Origin of the sequence: Bacillus sp. AFS001701, assembly GCF_002559405.1 — a bacterium.
GTDB lineage: Bacteria > Bacillota > Bacilli > Bacillales > Bacillaceae_G > Gottfriedia.
The window spans coordinates 1-14,403 of sequence record NZ_NTZO01000256.1 but is presented as its reverse complement, the minus strand read 5'-3'; the positions used below and the strand labels follow the sequence as shown (position 1 = coordinate 14,403).

13 protein-coding genes are annotated in these 14,403 nt (G+C 32.2%); 10 read left to right on the top strand and 3 right to left on the bottom strand.

Going from position 1 to position 14,403, the window contains the following annotated elements:
- The first annotated feature begins 283 nt into the window (after positions 1-283).
- The 5 genes from CN514_RS16900 to CN514_RS16880 all read left to right on the top strand — a co-directional run bounded on the left by CN514_RS16900 (position 284) and on the right by CN514_RS16880 (position 6,702).
- Positions 284-1,555 (top strand): amidohydrolase family protein, encoded by a 1,272-nt coding sequence (locus CN514_RS16900; protein ID WP_483295020.1) that lies wholly within the window; start codon positions 284-286, stop codon positions 1,553-1,555.
- 23 nt (positions 1,556-1,578) lie between these two features.
- Positions 1,579-2,820 carry an amidohydrolase gene (locus CN514_RS16895; RefSeq protein WP_098233597.1) on the top strand — a complete coding sequence of 414 codons (1,242 nt, stop codon included), beginning with the start codon at positions 1,579-1,581 and terminating at the stop codon, positions 2,818-2,820.
- 33 nt (positions 2,821-2,853) lie between these two features.
- Positions 2,854-4,098, top strand: a complete 1,245-nt coding sequence (locus CN514_RS16890; protein ID WP_098233596.1) for an amidohydrolase — start codon at positions 2,854-2,856, stop codon at positions 4,096-4,098.
- Positions 4,099-4,481: 383 nt separating this feature from the next.
- A complete protein-coding gene (locus CN514_RS16885) occupies positions 4,482-5,387 on the top strand; it encodes a DMT family transporter (RefSeq protein ID WP_098233595.1) in 906 nt (301 codons plus the stop codon).
- Between the two features lie 19 nt (positions 5,388-5,406).
- Complete coding sequence (locus CN514_RS16880; protein ID WP_098233594.1) at positions 5,407-6,702, top strand: uracil/xanthine transporter; 1,296 nt, start codon at positions 5,407-5,409, stop codon at positions 6,700-6,702.
- A 38-nt stretch (positions 6,703-6,740) separates the two neighbouring features.
- Here the strand turns inward: CN514_RS16880 and CN514_RS16875 are convergent, their stop codons facing one another.
- On the bottom strand, positions 6,741-7,787 hold the full coding sequence (locus tag CN514_RS16875) for a GIY-YIG nuclease family protein (RefSeq protein ID WP_353652074.1): 1,047 nt from the start codon (positions 7,785-7,787) through the stop codon (positions 6,741-6,743).
- 220 nt (positions 7,788-8,007) lie between these two features.
- On the opposite strand from CN514_RS16875, the gene CN514_RS16870 reads away from it, so the two are divergent.
- Together CN514_RS16870 and CN514_RS16865 are read left to right on the top strand one after the other, a co-directional pair.
- Positions 8,008-8,346 carry a hypothetical protein gene (locus CN514_RS16870; RefSeq protein WP_141529403.1) on the top strand — a complete coding sequence of 113 codons (339 nt, stop codon included), beginning with the start codon at positions 8,008-8,010 and terminating at the stop codon, positions 8,344-8,346.
- A 535-nt stretch (positions 8,347-8,881) separates the two neighbouring features.
- On the top strand, positions 8,882-9,616 hold the full coding sequence (locus CN514_RS16865; protein ID WP_098233591.1) for an AAA family ATPase: 735 nt from the start codon (positions 8,882-8,884) through the stop codon (positions 9,614-9,616).
- Positions 9,617-9,658: 42 nt separating this feature from the next.
- Here CN514_RS16865 and CN514_RS16860 read toward each other — a convergent pair whose 3' ends face one another.
- Positions 9,659-10,006 (bottom strand): DUF952 domain-containing protein, encoded by a 348-nt coding sequence (locus CN514_RS16860; protein ID WP_098233590.1) that lies wholly within the window; start codon positions 10,004-10,006, stop codon positions 9,659-9,661.
- 18 nt (positions 10,007-10,024) lie between these two features.
- On the bottom strand, positions 10,025-10,768 hold the full coding sequence (locus tag CN514_RS16855; RefSeq protein WP_098233589.1) for a hypothetical protein: 744 nt from the start codon (positions 10,766-10,768) through the stop codon (positions 10,025-10,027).
- Positions 10,769-10,929: 161 nt separating this feature from the next.
- Between CN514_RS16855 and CN514_RS16850 the strand changes: the two genes are divergently transcribed.
- From CN514_RS16850 to CN514_RS16840, 3 genes are all read left to right on the top strand, one after another.
- On the top strand, positions 10,930-12,384 hold the full coding sequence (locus CN514_RS16850) for a spore germination protein (protein ID WP_098233588.1): 1,455 nt from the start codon (positions 10,930-10,932) through the stop codon (positions 12,382-12,384).
- 19 nt (positions 12,385-12,403) lie between these two features.
- Positions 12,404-13,501 (top strand): GerAB/ArcD/ProY family transporter, encoded by a 1,098-nt coding sequence (locus CN514_RS16845; RefSeq protein ID WP_176525939.1) that lies wholly within the window; start codon positions 12,404-12,406, stop codon positions 13,499-13,501.
- A partial coding sequence (locus CN514_RS16840; RefSeq protein WP_098233586.1) for a Ger(x)C family spore germination protein occupies positions 13,498-14,403 on the top strand: 906 nt, incomplete at its 3' end. The genes CN514_RS16845 and CN514_RS16840, both read left to right, overlap by 4 nt.

Sequence of the window (14,403 nt, the reverse complement as noted above, 5' to 3'; positions counted from 1 at the left end):
TTGATGAATAAGTTGATTGGAACGGAAAGATGTTTGACTCCTATGGGAGATGCGGGAAGCATGAGACCCCGCAGGAACGAGGAGGCTCAGGTCACGCCCCATGGAAAGCGAACATCCTGTAGTGGAAATCAACTAACACAAACTTTTTTAATCTCAACACTCAAAAGGTTTACTTTTTCATTGATTGACTTAGACAAGTAGTAAAAATACCTTAAAAAAATGTAAATATACTAAAATCAAAATATTTCAAACAGACTTATAATTAAAATAGAATCAAAATTTAATGTGGGATGGAAGGGTGAGTATATTGTCAAAATCGTATTGGTTAACAAATGTGAGTCTGGAAAATGGTTTTACTTATAATGACAATGAAGTGATCAACGGAACTGCAACTGGAAAGTACAATGTTAAAATTGAAAATGGTAAAATAGCTTCTATTCAATTAGTTAGTGATTTAATTACAGATCAATTGCCTCAATATGATGTGCAAGGCCTTCTAATGGTTCCTTCATTTAAAGAAATGCATATTCATATTGATAAAACTTATTATGGTGGACCATGGAAAGCGTGTATGCCGGCAACAAATGGTGTAAAAACACGTATTGAAGAAGAGCAAATTTTATTACCAAAATTATTACCAACTGCTAAAGAAAGAGCAGAAAAGATGCTAGATCTATTATTAAGTTACGGTACGACTCACATTCGTACACATTGTAATATTGATCCAGTTATCGGATTAAAAAATTTAGAAGCAACGCTGCAAGCTTTAGAAGGATATAAAGATAAATTAACACATGAAATTGTTGCATTTCCACAACACGGACTATTAAGAAGTCACTCTGTTGAACTAGTAAGAGAAGCGATGAAATATGGAGCAAATCTAGTAGGTGGAGTTGATCCAGCTTCAATTGATGAAAACATCGAACGTTCTCTTGAGACGATTATGGAAATAGCAGTTGAATCAAATTCTGATATTGATGTTCATTTACATGACCCAGATCATCTTGGATTATTTACAATGCAAAGATTAGCAACATTGACTGAAAAAGCAGGATGGCAAGGAAGAGTTACAGTAAGTCATGCAAGTGGATTAGCGGATCTTTCTGTTCCAGATGCTACTGCGATTGCTGAGAGATTTGCTGATTTAGGAATTTCAATTACTTCTACGGTTCCAATTTTTAGAACAATTCCAATTCCTTTATTAAGTGAAAAAGGTGTAAAAGTTGAACTAGGTAATGACAGCATTACAGATCATTGGACGCCATTTGGAATTGGAGATAATCTTGAAAAAGTTGGACGACTTGCTGAAAGATTTAGATATATAGAAGAAAAAACACTCGCTAATAGTCTTGGATTTATTACAGGCGGAGTAACTCCTTTAAATAATGAAGGTGAAAAAGCATGGCCAAATGTAGGAGATGAAGCAAATATCGTACTTGTAGAAGCTACTTGCTCAGCTGAAGCAGTTGCGAGACGAGCAAAACGAGCTGCAGTTATTTTTAAAGGTAATGTTGTAAGTGGTTCAATTTCAAATCTTGAATCAACAACAGTTTAAGTTTTATTAAAGAGAGTGATGAGATGAATCAATCATATTGGCTTAAGAATGTAAAACTTGATAGCGGATTTGTATTTGAAGATGGAAAAATTGATAGTACTGAGACGACTCTTTACAATTTATTAATTAATGATGGGAAAATTGAACAATTCCAATTGGCTAATTTTCCATTACAAACAGAGCTACCAGTTCAGGACGCAAAAAATTTACTAGCTCTACCGGCTTTTAAAGAAATGCATAATCATTTAGATAAGACTTATCTTGGACTTCCATGGAAGGCTTGTATTCCTGCTGCAAATTTAGTAGAGAGATTAAATTTAGAAGCAGCTGAACTTGTTGAACTTGCTGAAACAGGTCAACATCGTGCTGAACAAATGCTTCATCTATTATTAAAAGGTGGCGCAACTCATGTTCGATCACATGTTAATATTGATCCGTATATTGGCTTGAAAAATTTAGAAGAAATTCAAAAAGCACTTTATACGTATAAGAATAAAATGACCCACGAAATTGTTGCCTTTCCTCAGCATGGATTACTTCGCACAAATAGCAAGACATTAATGAAAACAGCGATGAGAGAGGGAGCAACGATTGTCGGAGGATTAGATCCTGGTGGTATTGATCAAAATATTGAACTTTCATTATTTGAAATGGTTGATCTAGCAGTACAGTTTGATGCTGATATAGATATTCATATTCATGACCCAGGCCATCTTGGTTTTTATACAATACAAAAACTAGTTTCATTTATTGAACAAGCTGGTTGGTATAATCGCGTAGCAGTAAGTCATGCATTTGCGCTAGGTGACGTACCTCAAAATGAATCAGTTGAAATGGCTAGCAAACTAGCAAGCTTAGGCGTATCGATTATGTCGACTGTTCCGATTAATAGAGTAATGCCTCCTGTTGATTTACTGCATTCAAAAGGTGTACAAGTTGCTTTAGGATGTGATGGTTTCTATGATTCTTGGTCTCCATATGGAACAGGAGATATGTTAGAAAAAGCAGGTAGATTAGCTGAGAGATACAATTGGAAAGATGAATACGGACTATCTCAAACATTGCAATTTATTACGGGTGGGATAAGGACTCTTGATGAAAAGGGTAACCAGTTATGGCCAAAAGTAGGAGATGAAGCAAGCATGGTTTTAGTAGATGCATCATGTTCTGCAGAGGCTGTAGCAAGACGTGCAAAACGTGCTGCTGTAATTGCGAATGGAAATATTGTTTATGGTGGACTGAATTACGAATCAGTTTTGAAATAAAGTATCAATTGATTAAAAGAAGGGGTGAAATTCATGAAATCTAGCTATTGGTTAAAAAATGCTCGATTAGAAATTGGGTTTGAAAAAGAAGACGGCAAAGTGGTCGGTACTGCTACTGAATTATTTCATCTTTTTATTGAAAATGGAAAGATCACTCGAATAACAAAAGAAGAAACGGATATTACTAGTGAATTTACTGTTCAAGATGCAGACGGTTTACTAGTTTTACCTTCATTTATTGAAAAGCATGTACATCTTGATAAAACGTTAATGGGTGATGTATGGAGAGCTTGTACCCTAACTTCTAGTGTCATAGAACGATTTGAATATGAAAAAATGGCCTTACCGACGATTGCTTCAAGTACGAAGGAACGTGCAGAAGCTTTACTTGAAATCCTTTTAGCTTCAGGATCTACACATGTGAGAACGCATGTTGATATTTACCCAGAAGTTGGAATAAGAAATTTAGAGCAAGTCGAACAAGCATTAACTAATTATTCGAGCCGACTTAGCTCTGAAGTTGTTGCATTTGCTCAGCATGGATTATTAAGGTCAAATGCTTTCAATTATGTGAGAGAAGCATTAAGAAATGGAGCAGGAATTGTTGGCTCAGTTGACCCTGCTATTGTAGACCAAAATATTGAAGAATCACTATATCAACTTTATAATTTAGCAGTTGAAGCTGATGCAGATATTGATATACATTTACACGATCCTGGTCATCTAGGCTCATTTACGATGAAGCGTATTGTAGAATTTACTAAACAAGCAGGCTGGGAAGGAAGAGTAGTAATCAGTCATGCATTTGGGATAGGAGATATCCCAAGGGAAGAAGCGTACGAACTGGCAAACAGCTTTAGAGACGCAGGAATTTCGATTGTTACAAGTGTACCTATTAATAGACAAATGCCTCCAGTTGATTTACTAAATGAACGCGGAGTCGAGGTAGCAGTAGGTAATGATAATATTTTTGATGTTTGGTCTCCACTCGGAACAGGAGATATTCTTGAAAGAGCGGGAAGACTCGCTGAACGCTTTAGATGGATTGATGAAGTATCATTAGCGCAAACATTAAAATATATTACAGGTGGAAAAACTCCATTAGATATTGAAGGAAATCAAGTATGGCCAAAAATAGGTGATTCTGCAAATCTAGTTTTAGTTGAAGCAAGCTGTTCGGCAGAGGCAGTTGCTAGACGAGCAAAACGTAAAGCAGTTATTTATAATGGGAAGATTGTTAGTGGTTCCTTAAGTGAAGAAAGATTGATTCGTAAATAAATAGAACAATTGGAAAGAATAGGATAGGAAAAAGTTAAGTGGGCTTTTAGCTAAACCCACTTGGCTAAGATAAAAAAGGATGCCAAAAAAGCCTCCCCAAGGAAAATAAACATCCAAACATAGACTTTAAACTAACTATCCTGTCCGGAAAAAAGTTTTGTAAAAAGCCTAAAATATTAGAAGAAAAAGGATCTCTAGAATTATCTAGATTTCCTTTTTCATTTTTTCACAATAAGAAAGAATAAATTGGCAACTAGGAAGATATTCGACGTCGTAGCCAATTTTAGGAATTAAGTATAAGTGCAACTACTCCTCTGTCTTCGGCTAAAGGTTCGTCAGTCGAAGAGTTATCTTTAAAATAATTCGAGAAAGCAGGCTGTAAAATGGTTCGTTCTTACCTATTATTACTTTTTTGTGTAATCTGTTGGGGTAGTAATTTTATTTTCGGTTCAATACTAGTAAAAGAGTTTTCACCAATATTATTGTCAGCGTTAAGATTGTGTTTTATATTACTATTTTTGGCTTTCTATGCATTAATGAAGCAAAAGTGGAAAAAGATTAAGAGAAAAGATGGGTTTATGATTATTTTATTAGGGTTAATTGGTACTTGTATTAATCAATGGTCATTTTATTCCGCTTTAGAAACAACCCATCCAACAACTTCTGCATTAATACTTGCGCTTGCTCCTCTTACTACATCTTTTTTAGCTTCAATATTTTTAAAGGAAAGACTAACAAAAGGTTTTGTATTAGGTTCAATTATAGCTTTTATAGGTGTCTTTTTTGTAATTACAAACGGACAAAAGCTTCAAATTACAATTGGCTTGATTTGGATTTTTCTAACGATGCTCACGTTTTCTATTTCAATTATTATGATTAAAAAGCTAACGGAAAACTATGAATCCACCACGATTACGCTTTACTCGAATTTTATTGGTTTTGGAGGTTTATTACCGATTGCGCTTTTTTCAGAAACAACTGGGGCGTTGAGTAAGGAAGCGATGCCTTGGATCCTATTAATTGTAACAGCGATTGTAATGCATGGTATTTGTACTTTAATTTGGAATCATCAAATTCAAATTGTCGGAGCATCAAAAGCGGCTATGTTTCTTAACTTAGAACCTTTTGTTGCAATGCTAGTTGGATTGATTGTTTTAAAAAATAATATAACTTCATCTCAACTTTTTGGTGGGGCACTCATTATTATTGGTGTTTTTCTTTCAACTTCATTAAAATGGAAAAAGGCGATTAATGACCCAGTCTATATAAAAGACACAAAGAATTTTTAAGCAAGAGGAGGAGGAAACTATGAAAAACGTGAGAGTTTCTACTACTCTTTTTTCATCGGTTCAATGGCTATTTTTTATTTTTGCGAATACGATTGTAGTCCCCATATCAATAGGTGCTGCATTTCATTTGCCTTCAGATGTAATTGAAAGTACAATCAGAAGTTCATTAATCTTTACTGGTATTGCATCCGTTTTACAAGGATGGATTGGTCATAAATATCCGGTCATGGAGGGGCATTCTGGTTTATTATGGGGAGTTATGCTGAATTTAGGATTATCAGCTTCTGCTTTTGGGTTAAGTTATACAGAAATTGGAGGAGGAATGGCAACAGGATTTATTGCAGCAGGTATTGTTACATTACTTTTATCTGCATTCAATTTGGTTTCATTTCTTCAAAAAATCTTTACCCCAATGGTTATGACCGTTTATTTATTTTTACTTTCATTTCAGCTCATATTTGTATTCTTTAAAGGAATGCTTGGAATTACGAGTAAAGGTGAAATTAGTATATCGGTTAGTATACTTTCTTTTTGCATCGTATTATTTGTTAGTATTTTAAAACTAAAAGGTTCTCGTATTATCAGCAATTTTTCAATATTAATTGGCATTATCGTAGGATGGTTATTCTACTCGATTTTATTTGGATCAGATGCAAAAGAAGTAGGGGCAGCAAGTGCGCATTTTTCTTTATTCCCTTTAGGAGCACCAAATTTAGAAATAGGTATAATTGCGATTTCATTTTTTGCCGGAATTATGAATTTAAGTAATACATTTGCATCAATTAAAGCTGCGTCTGATTTATTAAAAGAAGAAGCAAGTACAAAACAATATCGCTTTTCACTATTTTTCACAGGCAGCTTCACAATTATTGCTGCATTATTTGGAATTGTTCCATACACACCATTTACATCATCACTTGGATTTTTGCAAAGTACACAAATATATGAAAGAAAACCATTTATCTATGGGGGAGCTCTGCTAGCAATAATTGGCGTACTTCCACCATTAATTTCATTTTTAGCAACTATGCCTGTTACAGTTGGAAATGCGGTGCTATTTGTTGCATATCTTCAATTGTTTGGAACAGCATTCAGTAGTACAAATGGAAAAGTATTTACATCAGATACAATTTTTAGACTGGCAGCCCCAGTGTTAGTAGGGGTAAGCTTAATGAATATTGCTCCTGGTACATTTGGAAATCTACCAATGATTATTCAACCATTTTTAACAAATGGATTGATTATGGGTGTAATTCTTTCAATTTTATTAGAGAAATCAATTAACTGGAATCAGTTTGAGAAGGTAAAAGGATAAAAAATGGCTCGAGGAAACTATCCTCGGGCCTATTTTTATTAAGAGAAATTAACTAATTTTTGAAGCTCTTTTGTTAATTTAGTACTTGTATGACTAAGCCATCTTTTTGGAACAATTAGATGCTTGCAATTCTTACTATTTAAATAGCTATAAATAATTTGAGCTTCATTGATTTCATCACGGCTTACATCTTTAGAAGACTGATTATTATTTTTGAAGTAATCAAGTGAATTTGAATAGATTTGTTCTATCAATTGATCATATGAATCGTCTTCAAATTCTACCAATTCACAATGCAATATTTGTGTCCGATTAATCAGAAAGTACTTAAATTTGTTTTTTTCTAATTGTTCAATTGTAATAATATTATGATTTTGTTCAGTAAATTCGATTAGTTTTTCTTTATTAGTTAAAGACTTAACCATTTCAATCCAATCCCTGTATTTTGCCGCAGCCTCAAAATCAAATTGATCAGATGCTGATAACATAAGCTTTTCCATTTCTTCAAGTAGATTCATGTCAGTACGATTAAGAAATCGAATAACTTTATCAATTATCATATTGTACTCTTCAAGCGCTGATCCACCTAGACAAACCCCATTACATGTCCCTAATGAATAATTTAAACATGCGCTATTCTTAACTGCTAGATGGCCACAATTAATTTTAAAGCATTCCTTAATGCCGGTAACTGCTCGTTCAACAGTACTTCTACTTGTAAAAGGACCAAATATTAATACATTTTCACTTTCAATAGGCTCGTAGCTAATTTCAAATGATGGAACTTTTTTATTTAAGTTGATGACTAAGTAAATAAATGATTGCGGACTTTTCATCATACGATTATACATTGGTTTAATTTCTTTAATTAAATGACACTCAAGCATGAAAGCATCGAATTCAGTATCAGTTAATAAATAGTCAAAATCCTTTAAATGGGTTACCAGTTTTTTAACTTTTGGTGAATGTCCCTTTGAATTTTGAAAATAAGATTGAACTCGTTTTTTTAAGCTTTTTGCTTTTCCAACATAAAGGATTTGACCTTTTGAATCTTTCATTAAATAAACGCCAGGGGATAACGGCAGATTTTTTACTTTTTCTTGTAGATTAATAGTAGTTCATCCCTTTTCCTGTAAGTATAATCTCATTTTATCATGAGAAATGAATTAAAAGTCAGAACAATTATTTGGAAAAACTTCAACAAAACTTTATATAAAAAAAATAATTTAAAGTCTATAATACACGCATAAAAGAACGACTACACGCGTAAAAATTGACTACAGATGATTTAAAGGAGAAGTGATCTTGATGAAAACGATCTATACGACATCCTCTTTCTCCAATTGGATTCTAGCTTGTATTGTTAATGTATTAATAATTTGGTTATGCTCTTTATTTGCTCATTTAGTCAACTGGAAGTATGCTGACATGGGGTTCTTCCTATACTTTGTCATTCTAGTATTCTATATTATTTGTTTAAAATTGAATGAAGGATTCCCAGCACTTTTTCGGAAATTTGTACTCCGCAAAAAATTCGATTTAGTTAAAGTATCTGCTTATGAAGTAACTATTATTCTAGTAGCTATTTTTCACGTAGTAAGAGCGATAGTGATTTATAAGGATGCTCTTAGTGCTGTATTTTGATTCGATCTAATTGAATTTCATAAAAAATGAGGGAATCCTAACAGTCCAACTAGTTAAGAGAACCCTCTTTTTTTATTTTGATGGTATAAAAGATTTGGAAAGCTATAAAAAAAGAGTGATGACAAAGAGCTTGAGCTGCAAATAAGTCTTTGAGTACAGCAATTAAAGAGCCAATCAGTGCAAATAAACAGCGTACTGCAAATAAAATCTGATAATCGCAATTAAAAATAGCAAAACTGCAATTAAATTTCAGAGAATCGCAAATAAACTTAATAATTACCTATACTGGTTAGGGTATTTTGACCAGGGAGTTGGATGATTGCAGACACTTTCACTGTAAAGATGCTCTTATTCTTACTAAATCGAATAAAAAATTCATAAAATCCGCTGATGTTGGATCGATTATGCCAACTACAATAAAAAAATGCTCTGAGATACCTCAATTTCTGTTCAAGACAATAATATGATGTACTTCTTTCTAATAAATTTTTAGATAAGGATCATAGTTACTGTATAATCTTCATAGGTGATGAAAATGTTTTTAAAAAAAATTACACTTTTGCGCGATGATATTCATTCCTTTAGCCAATATCCGTTTTCAATTCCTTCCATTAAATCTTTTGATGAATTGAACCTAAGAAGTAATGTAACCTTTTTTGTAGGTGAAAATGGTTCTGGAAAGTCTACATTATTGCAAGCTATTGCTGATAAATGTGATTTTAATACAGCAGGTGGGGGACGTAATAATAATTATGAAGTTTTTGCATCGGAGTCACAGCTTGGAAATTACATAAGACTTTCTTGGTTACCGAAAATTTCGAATGGATTTTTCTTACGAGCGGAATCTTTTTACAATTTTGCTACTTACTTAGATGAATTAGAGGATCCAGAAAATGAAAAATATGACAGTTACGGCGGACAGTCTCTCCATCATCAATCACATGGAGAATCATTTTTGTCGTTGTTTTTAAATCGATTTAATGAATCGGCGATCTATTTGTTAGATGAGCCTGAGGCAGCGTTGTCTCCAGCTAGGCAATTATCATTTTTAAAAATAATTCATGATTTAGTCGAAAATGAAAATTCACAGTTCATTATTGCTACGCATTCACCAATTCTTCTTGGTTATCCAAATGCAGATATTTTAAGCTTTGATCATGGAGAAATTTCTAGAATCGATTATGAAAATACGGATCACTATCAAATTACTAAATATTTTTTACAAAACAGGGAAAAGTTTTTAAATGATTTGTTAAGTGATGATGAGTGAAACTAAAAAACTCAGTTCACCTATGTGAAACTGAGTTTTTTGTTATTCTTGCTCTATTAATTCATTCGGTAATATAAATTGTCCATTTTCGTCAGCGTGAAGATCAACAACTTTAACGACAGCATCTAAATTTAATGGTCCATAAATATGAGGAAATATTTGTCCGAAGTTTTCAGTATCTTCATAGACGATTTTTGACTTTGTTTTTTCTTCATTAATACAAAGTATTTTTAAATCAGTTGCACCTTTAAAGAATAAGTTTGCGATTTCAATAGTTTGCTCGAGGGTTGAACAATGGATAAAACCCTCGTTGTTTAAACTATCAGGTGAATATTCACCTGAATTATTTGCATTTTGCCAGTCTTTGTTTCCAATAATATGTAAAATCATTTTGGTTCTCCTTTATCATTACTCAAAGTATAATTTAATTTTTCTTTTCATCTCTTCTTTATTTTCCGCAAATTGTTTATGCCGATGTCCATTCCCGCCAGATGTATGGGGAAATCCGTATAAAATGGAATCCGAGTTTAAATAATCATTTGTTGTTAGATAGGTTAATACTTTTGAAACATTAACTCCTAATGGGATAATAAGGGGACGTTCTAGTCTTATGATTTCTGCCACAAAAGTATTAACAATATATTTATTTAGGAGATCGGTTCTTAAAATATTCGGGGTTGAACCATTATAGTTTTTCCCTTTATAAAAAACAGGGTATTTAATGACAGAGGTCGTTTGGACTAAATGACTTGCTGTACTAAAAAGTTCGCTAGTTGAATTTAATCTAAGATAATGATGTAATTCTAATTCATCTAACATGGCAATTAAATTTTTTCGCATCGGTCCTTCAAAGCTAGAATTCTTTTTAACTTCATGTAAAATTTCTTCGTCATCCATTTCCTTATCTTTAAGTCTGATTACAGTCGAATAAGATTGTTTCATTTGATGTAAGCCGGGTGTAATCCCAACTATGATGACTTTAGCTCGCTCATTAATGTACTCAAAAGGAGCATAATAAATTTCTAAATTTTTCTTTTCATCTTTATCTACTAGAAATTTTTCACTTTTTAATATATTAGTTTCAAGTGAAGGAGATAAAGAAGATATTAACGTTTTATATTGGTTAAATTTTGCGTTAGCTAAGATTGCCATATTTGGTCCTCCATCACATCTATTTATAGTTCATTGTATCGAAAGTTCTACGTGAAATCCAACTATGTCCCAACTAGCCTTTCAAGTATAAAATAGGTGATTTATGATAAAACTGATTAGCTGAAAGAAAGCTGGAAATTTATGAAAGGATGGAAGATTAAGTGAATTATTCTAATGAACAAAAGAAGCGTTTAAGAAAATATAATTTACGTTCTTCCGTTATTCATACTGAGGGAAATTTAATAGAAAACCTTAACATTATACAGAAAATCTTTCCTACTTCTGATTTAGTGACAAAAGACTTGATCATTCGAGACAAGCAAGCTGTGATTTGCTATTTGTCTAGTATAGTCGATGAACAAAAATTAGCTCAATTTATTAATACAATAAGTACAAATACAGAAGAAATTGAATTATTCATAACGAATAATACTGTTCGTACTAATCAAATCTTAGAAATTGAAACAACTATATTGGATGGTAAAAGTATTCTTCTAGTAGAAGGCGATCCAGTCGCATTTGTTTATTCGACTGGAAAATTGCCACAAAGAGCGTATACACCTCCAAGTATTGACAATTCTTTAAGAGGTTCAAAAATATCCTTTGTTGAAACTGATCAAGCTAATATTGCTTTACTTCGTAGGTTTATTAAAAGTCGAGATTTTCAAATTAAGCAAGTTGAAATCGGGAATGAAAATAAAAGTATCGTATCAATTGCGTATATCGATGGTTTAGCAGATGAAGATTTATTATCAGGTGTAGAACAAAGTATTTCTAAAATAAAACTTGATTCTGTTATAAATGCAAATCATTTAGCTCAATTAATCGAAAGGAACCCATTTTCGCCTTTTCCTCAATACTTTACAACTGAAAGACCGGATGTTGCAGCTACGACATTACTTGAAGGAAAAGTAGTTTTAATCGTAGACCGATCTTCTGAGGTTATTATTTTACCGATTAATTTTGCAATATTTTTTAAAACGATTGATGATTATTCAGCAAGAGCGATGGTGGCTTCATTTAATCGTATACTTAGAGTAGTTGCATTCTTTTTAACAATCTTTTTGCCGGGAATCTATATTGCAATAATTTCATTTAATTATGAAATTGTTCCTTTAAAATTACTTCTATCAATCGGGGAATCTAGGGCAAAGGTTCCATTTGATCCTTTATTTGAAGCCATTGTAATGGAGATAACTTTAGAAATGTTAAGAGAAGCAGCAATTAGGTTACCAGCACCTATTAGTACAACAGTTGGCATCGTAGGTGGGATCGTAATCGGGCAAGCAGCGGTACAAGCAGGAATCGTTAGTAATATTATGGTAATCGTTGTAGCTTTAACTGCTATTTCATCATTTATTATTCCAAACTATGAAATGGCATCTAGTTTACGAGTCATTCGATTTCCAATTATGATTATGGCTTCTTTATTTGGTTTAATCGGATTGATTGTAAGTACAATGATTCTCATGATCCATGGTTTGAGCTTATCTAGCTATAACAAACCTTATACATTGCCATTTTCTCCAATTAATCGTGATGCATTTAAAGATACAATCATTAGAGTACCTTTAAAGTATCTTTGGAAAAAACAAAATAAACGTAATGAAGAATGATGTTAGAAGGGATTCTTTCATGATAATTACGAAGTCAAAAATTACACAATTTCAATTTATTTTAATGATTTTTGGTATTCAAGTAGGGATTGGAATGTTGTCACTTCCTAGAGAACTAGCTCTAAAAGGAGGTACTAGCAGTTGGATTGCAATTCTTTTTGGGGGGATCATTTCTACTTTAATTGGCATTGTATTTGTTAAATTTAGAGAGAAGGCTCCTAATTTAAACTACATAGGTTTTTTTACTTTTTATCTAGGAAAAATTATTGGATCTATCGTAGTTTTGTTACAAGCAATGTATTTTCTATATGGAGGATATCTCGTATTAGTTAGAGCGACTTTATATATTCAATCCTACATACTTCAAGAAACAAAAACTTATATTTTATTAGTGTTATTTCTTTTTCCAACTTATCAGCTAATAAGTGGAGGGGTTCATTTAATTGCAAAATATATAGAAGCAATTTTTCCAATTGCTTTTTTTACCTTATTCATGTTGTTATTCACACTTAAAGATGCTGATATAAATTTTATTTTACCAATTATTAAGGAAGGATGGATGCCGATTTTTAAGACGATTCCATTAACGACGACTTCATTTCTAGGCATCGAATTAATTCTAGTTTATTATCCATATTTAAAGTCGAAAGAAAAGGCGGTAAAAGGCGTTATTATAGGAAATGCTTTAACAACTTTTACTTACGTTTTCGTAACAATTATTTGTTTTGTTATTTATAGTCCTTATGAAATCAAAATGACATTTGAACCAGTAATCGATATTTTAAGTGTAATCGAATTTCAATATGTTGAGAGGTTAGATTTCATTTTATTCTCATTATTTTTAATGATTATTTCGAAAACATGGGTTACGTTTATTTGGGCTGGAATGAATGGGTTATCAGAGTTATTTAAATTTAGATTATTACCTATTATCATTATTTTTCTTTTTATCATCATTATCATCCTTACATTTATTCAAGTTCCGACATTTACAAATACAACTAATCATTTACATGTTTTAATGATTTCTGGATTATACATCACGATCGGTATCCCCATACTGTTATTGGTCGGCGGTTTAATAAAAAATAGGTTAAGTAAGGTGAAAATCAATTGAAATATTTTCAAGTATGTTTGCTTAGTATTTTTTTAGTAATCGGCGTTTCAGGTTGCAGAGGGAAAGTTAATATAGAAGATGTCACTTTATCGATGATTTTAGGAATCGATGTAAACGATCAAAATAAAGTAGAAGTATTTATGGCAAGTCCAGTCTTTAGCGGAGAAACAAAAGAGAAAACTGAACATTTTAATGTTCAAACTTTATCGATTAAAGAATCTAGAAATTATTTTGATACCCGTGCTAGTGGAGTTACTGGTGGAGGTAAAATTCAAGCAATCTTAATAGGGTCAAAAGTACTTGAACATAAAAATTGGTTTTCTATAATGGATATGTTTTTTCGAGATCCAAAATTTCGATTAAATGCAGATCTTATTTTTGTAGATGGTCCACTTGCGGATGTTTTTAATTTAAAACCAAAGGATAAACCAGAGTTACCAATCTATATTCCTCAATTAATACAAACTGCTGATTTTCGAAATGTTGCTTTCAGAACGTCTATACGACAGTTTCATCAATTATATTATGAGAAGGGAATTACACCTTTTGCACCTGAACTAGCAATACATGGAGAGCATTTAGTAGTCAATGGGACAACTTTATTAACCAAAAATAATTTGTATAATCGAACCTTATCAATGAATGAAACACAACTGTTAAAAATTTTAAAAGATCATTTAGAGGGACAATTAGTTATTGCATTGAAGCTTAAAAAATTTAAAAAAGATGTAGATGATGTTTTTACAGATGAAGAAACTAGTTTTTATATTAAAGATGTAAAACGAAAAATCGATAAAAAATATACTAATGGTCATTATAGCTTTAATGTGAATTTGACAATGCCGATTATGTTTACAGAATCTCCAATAGGATTAACGAATTCATCGGAAGCTATATTAAAA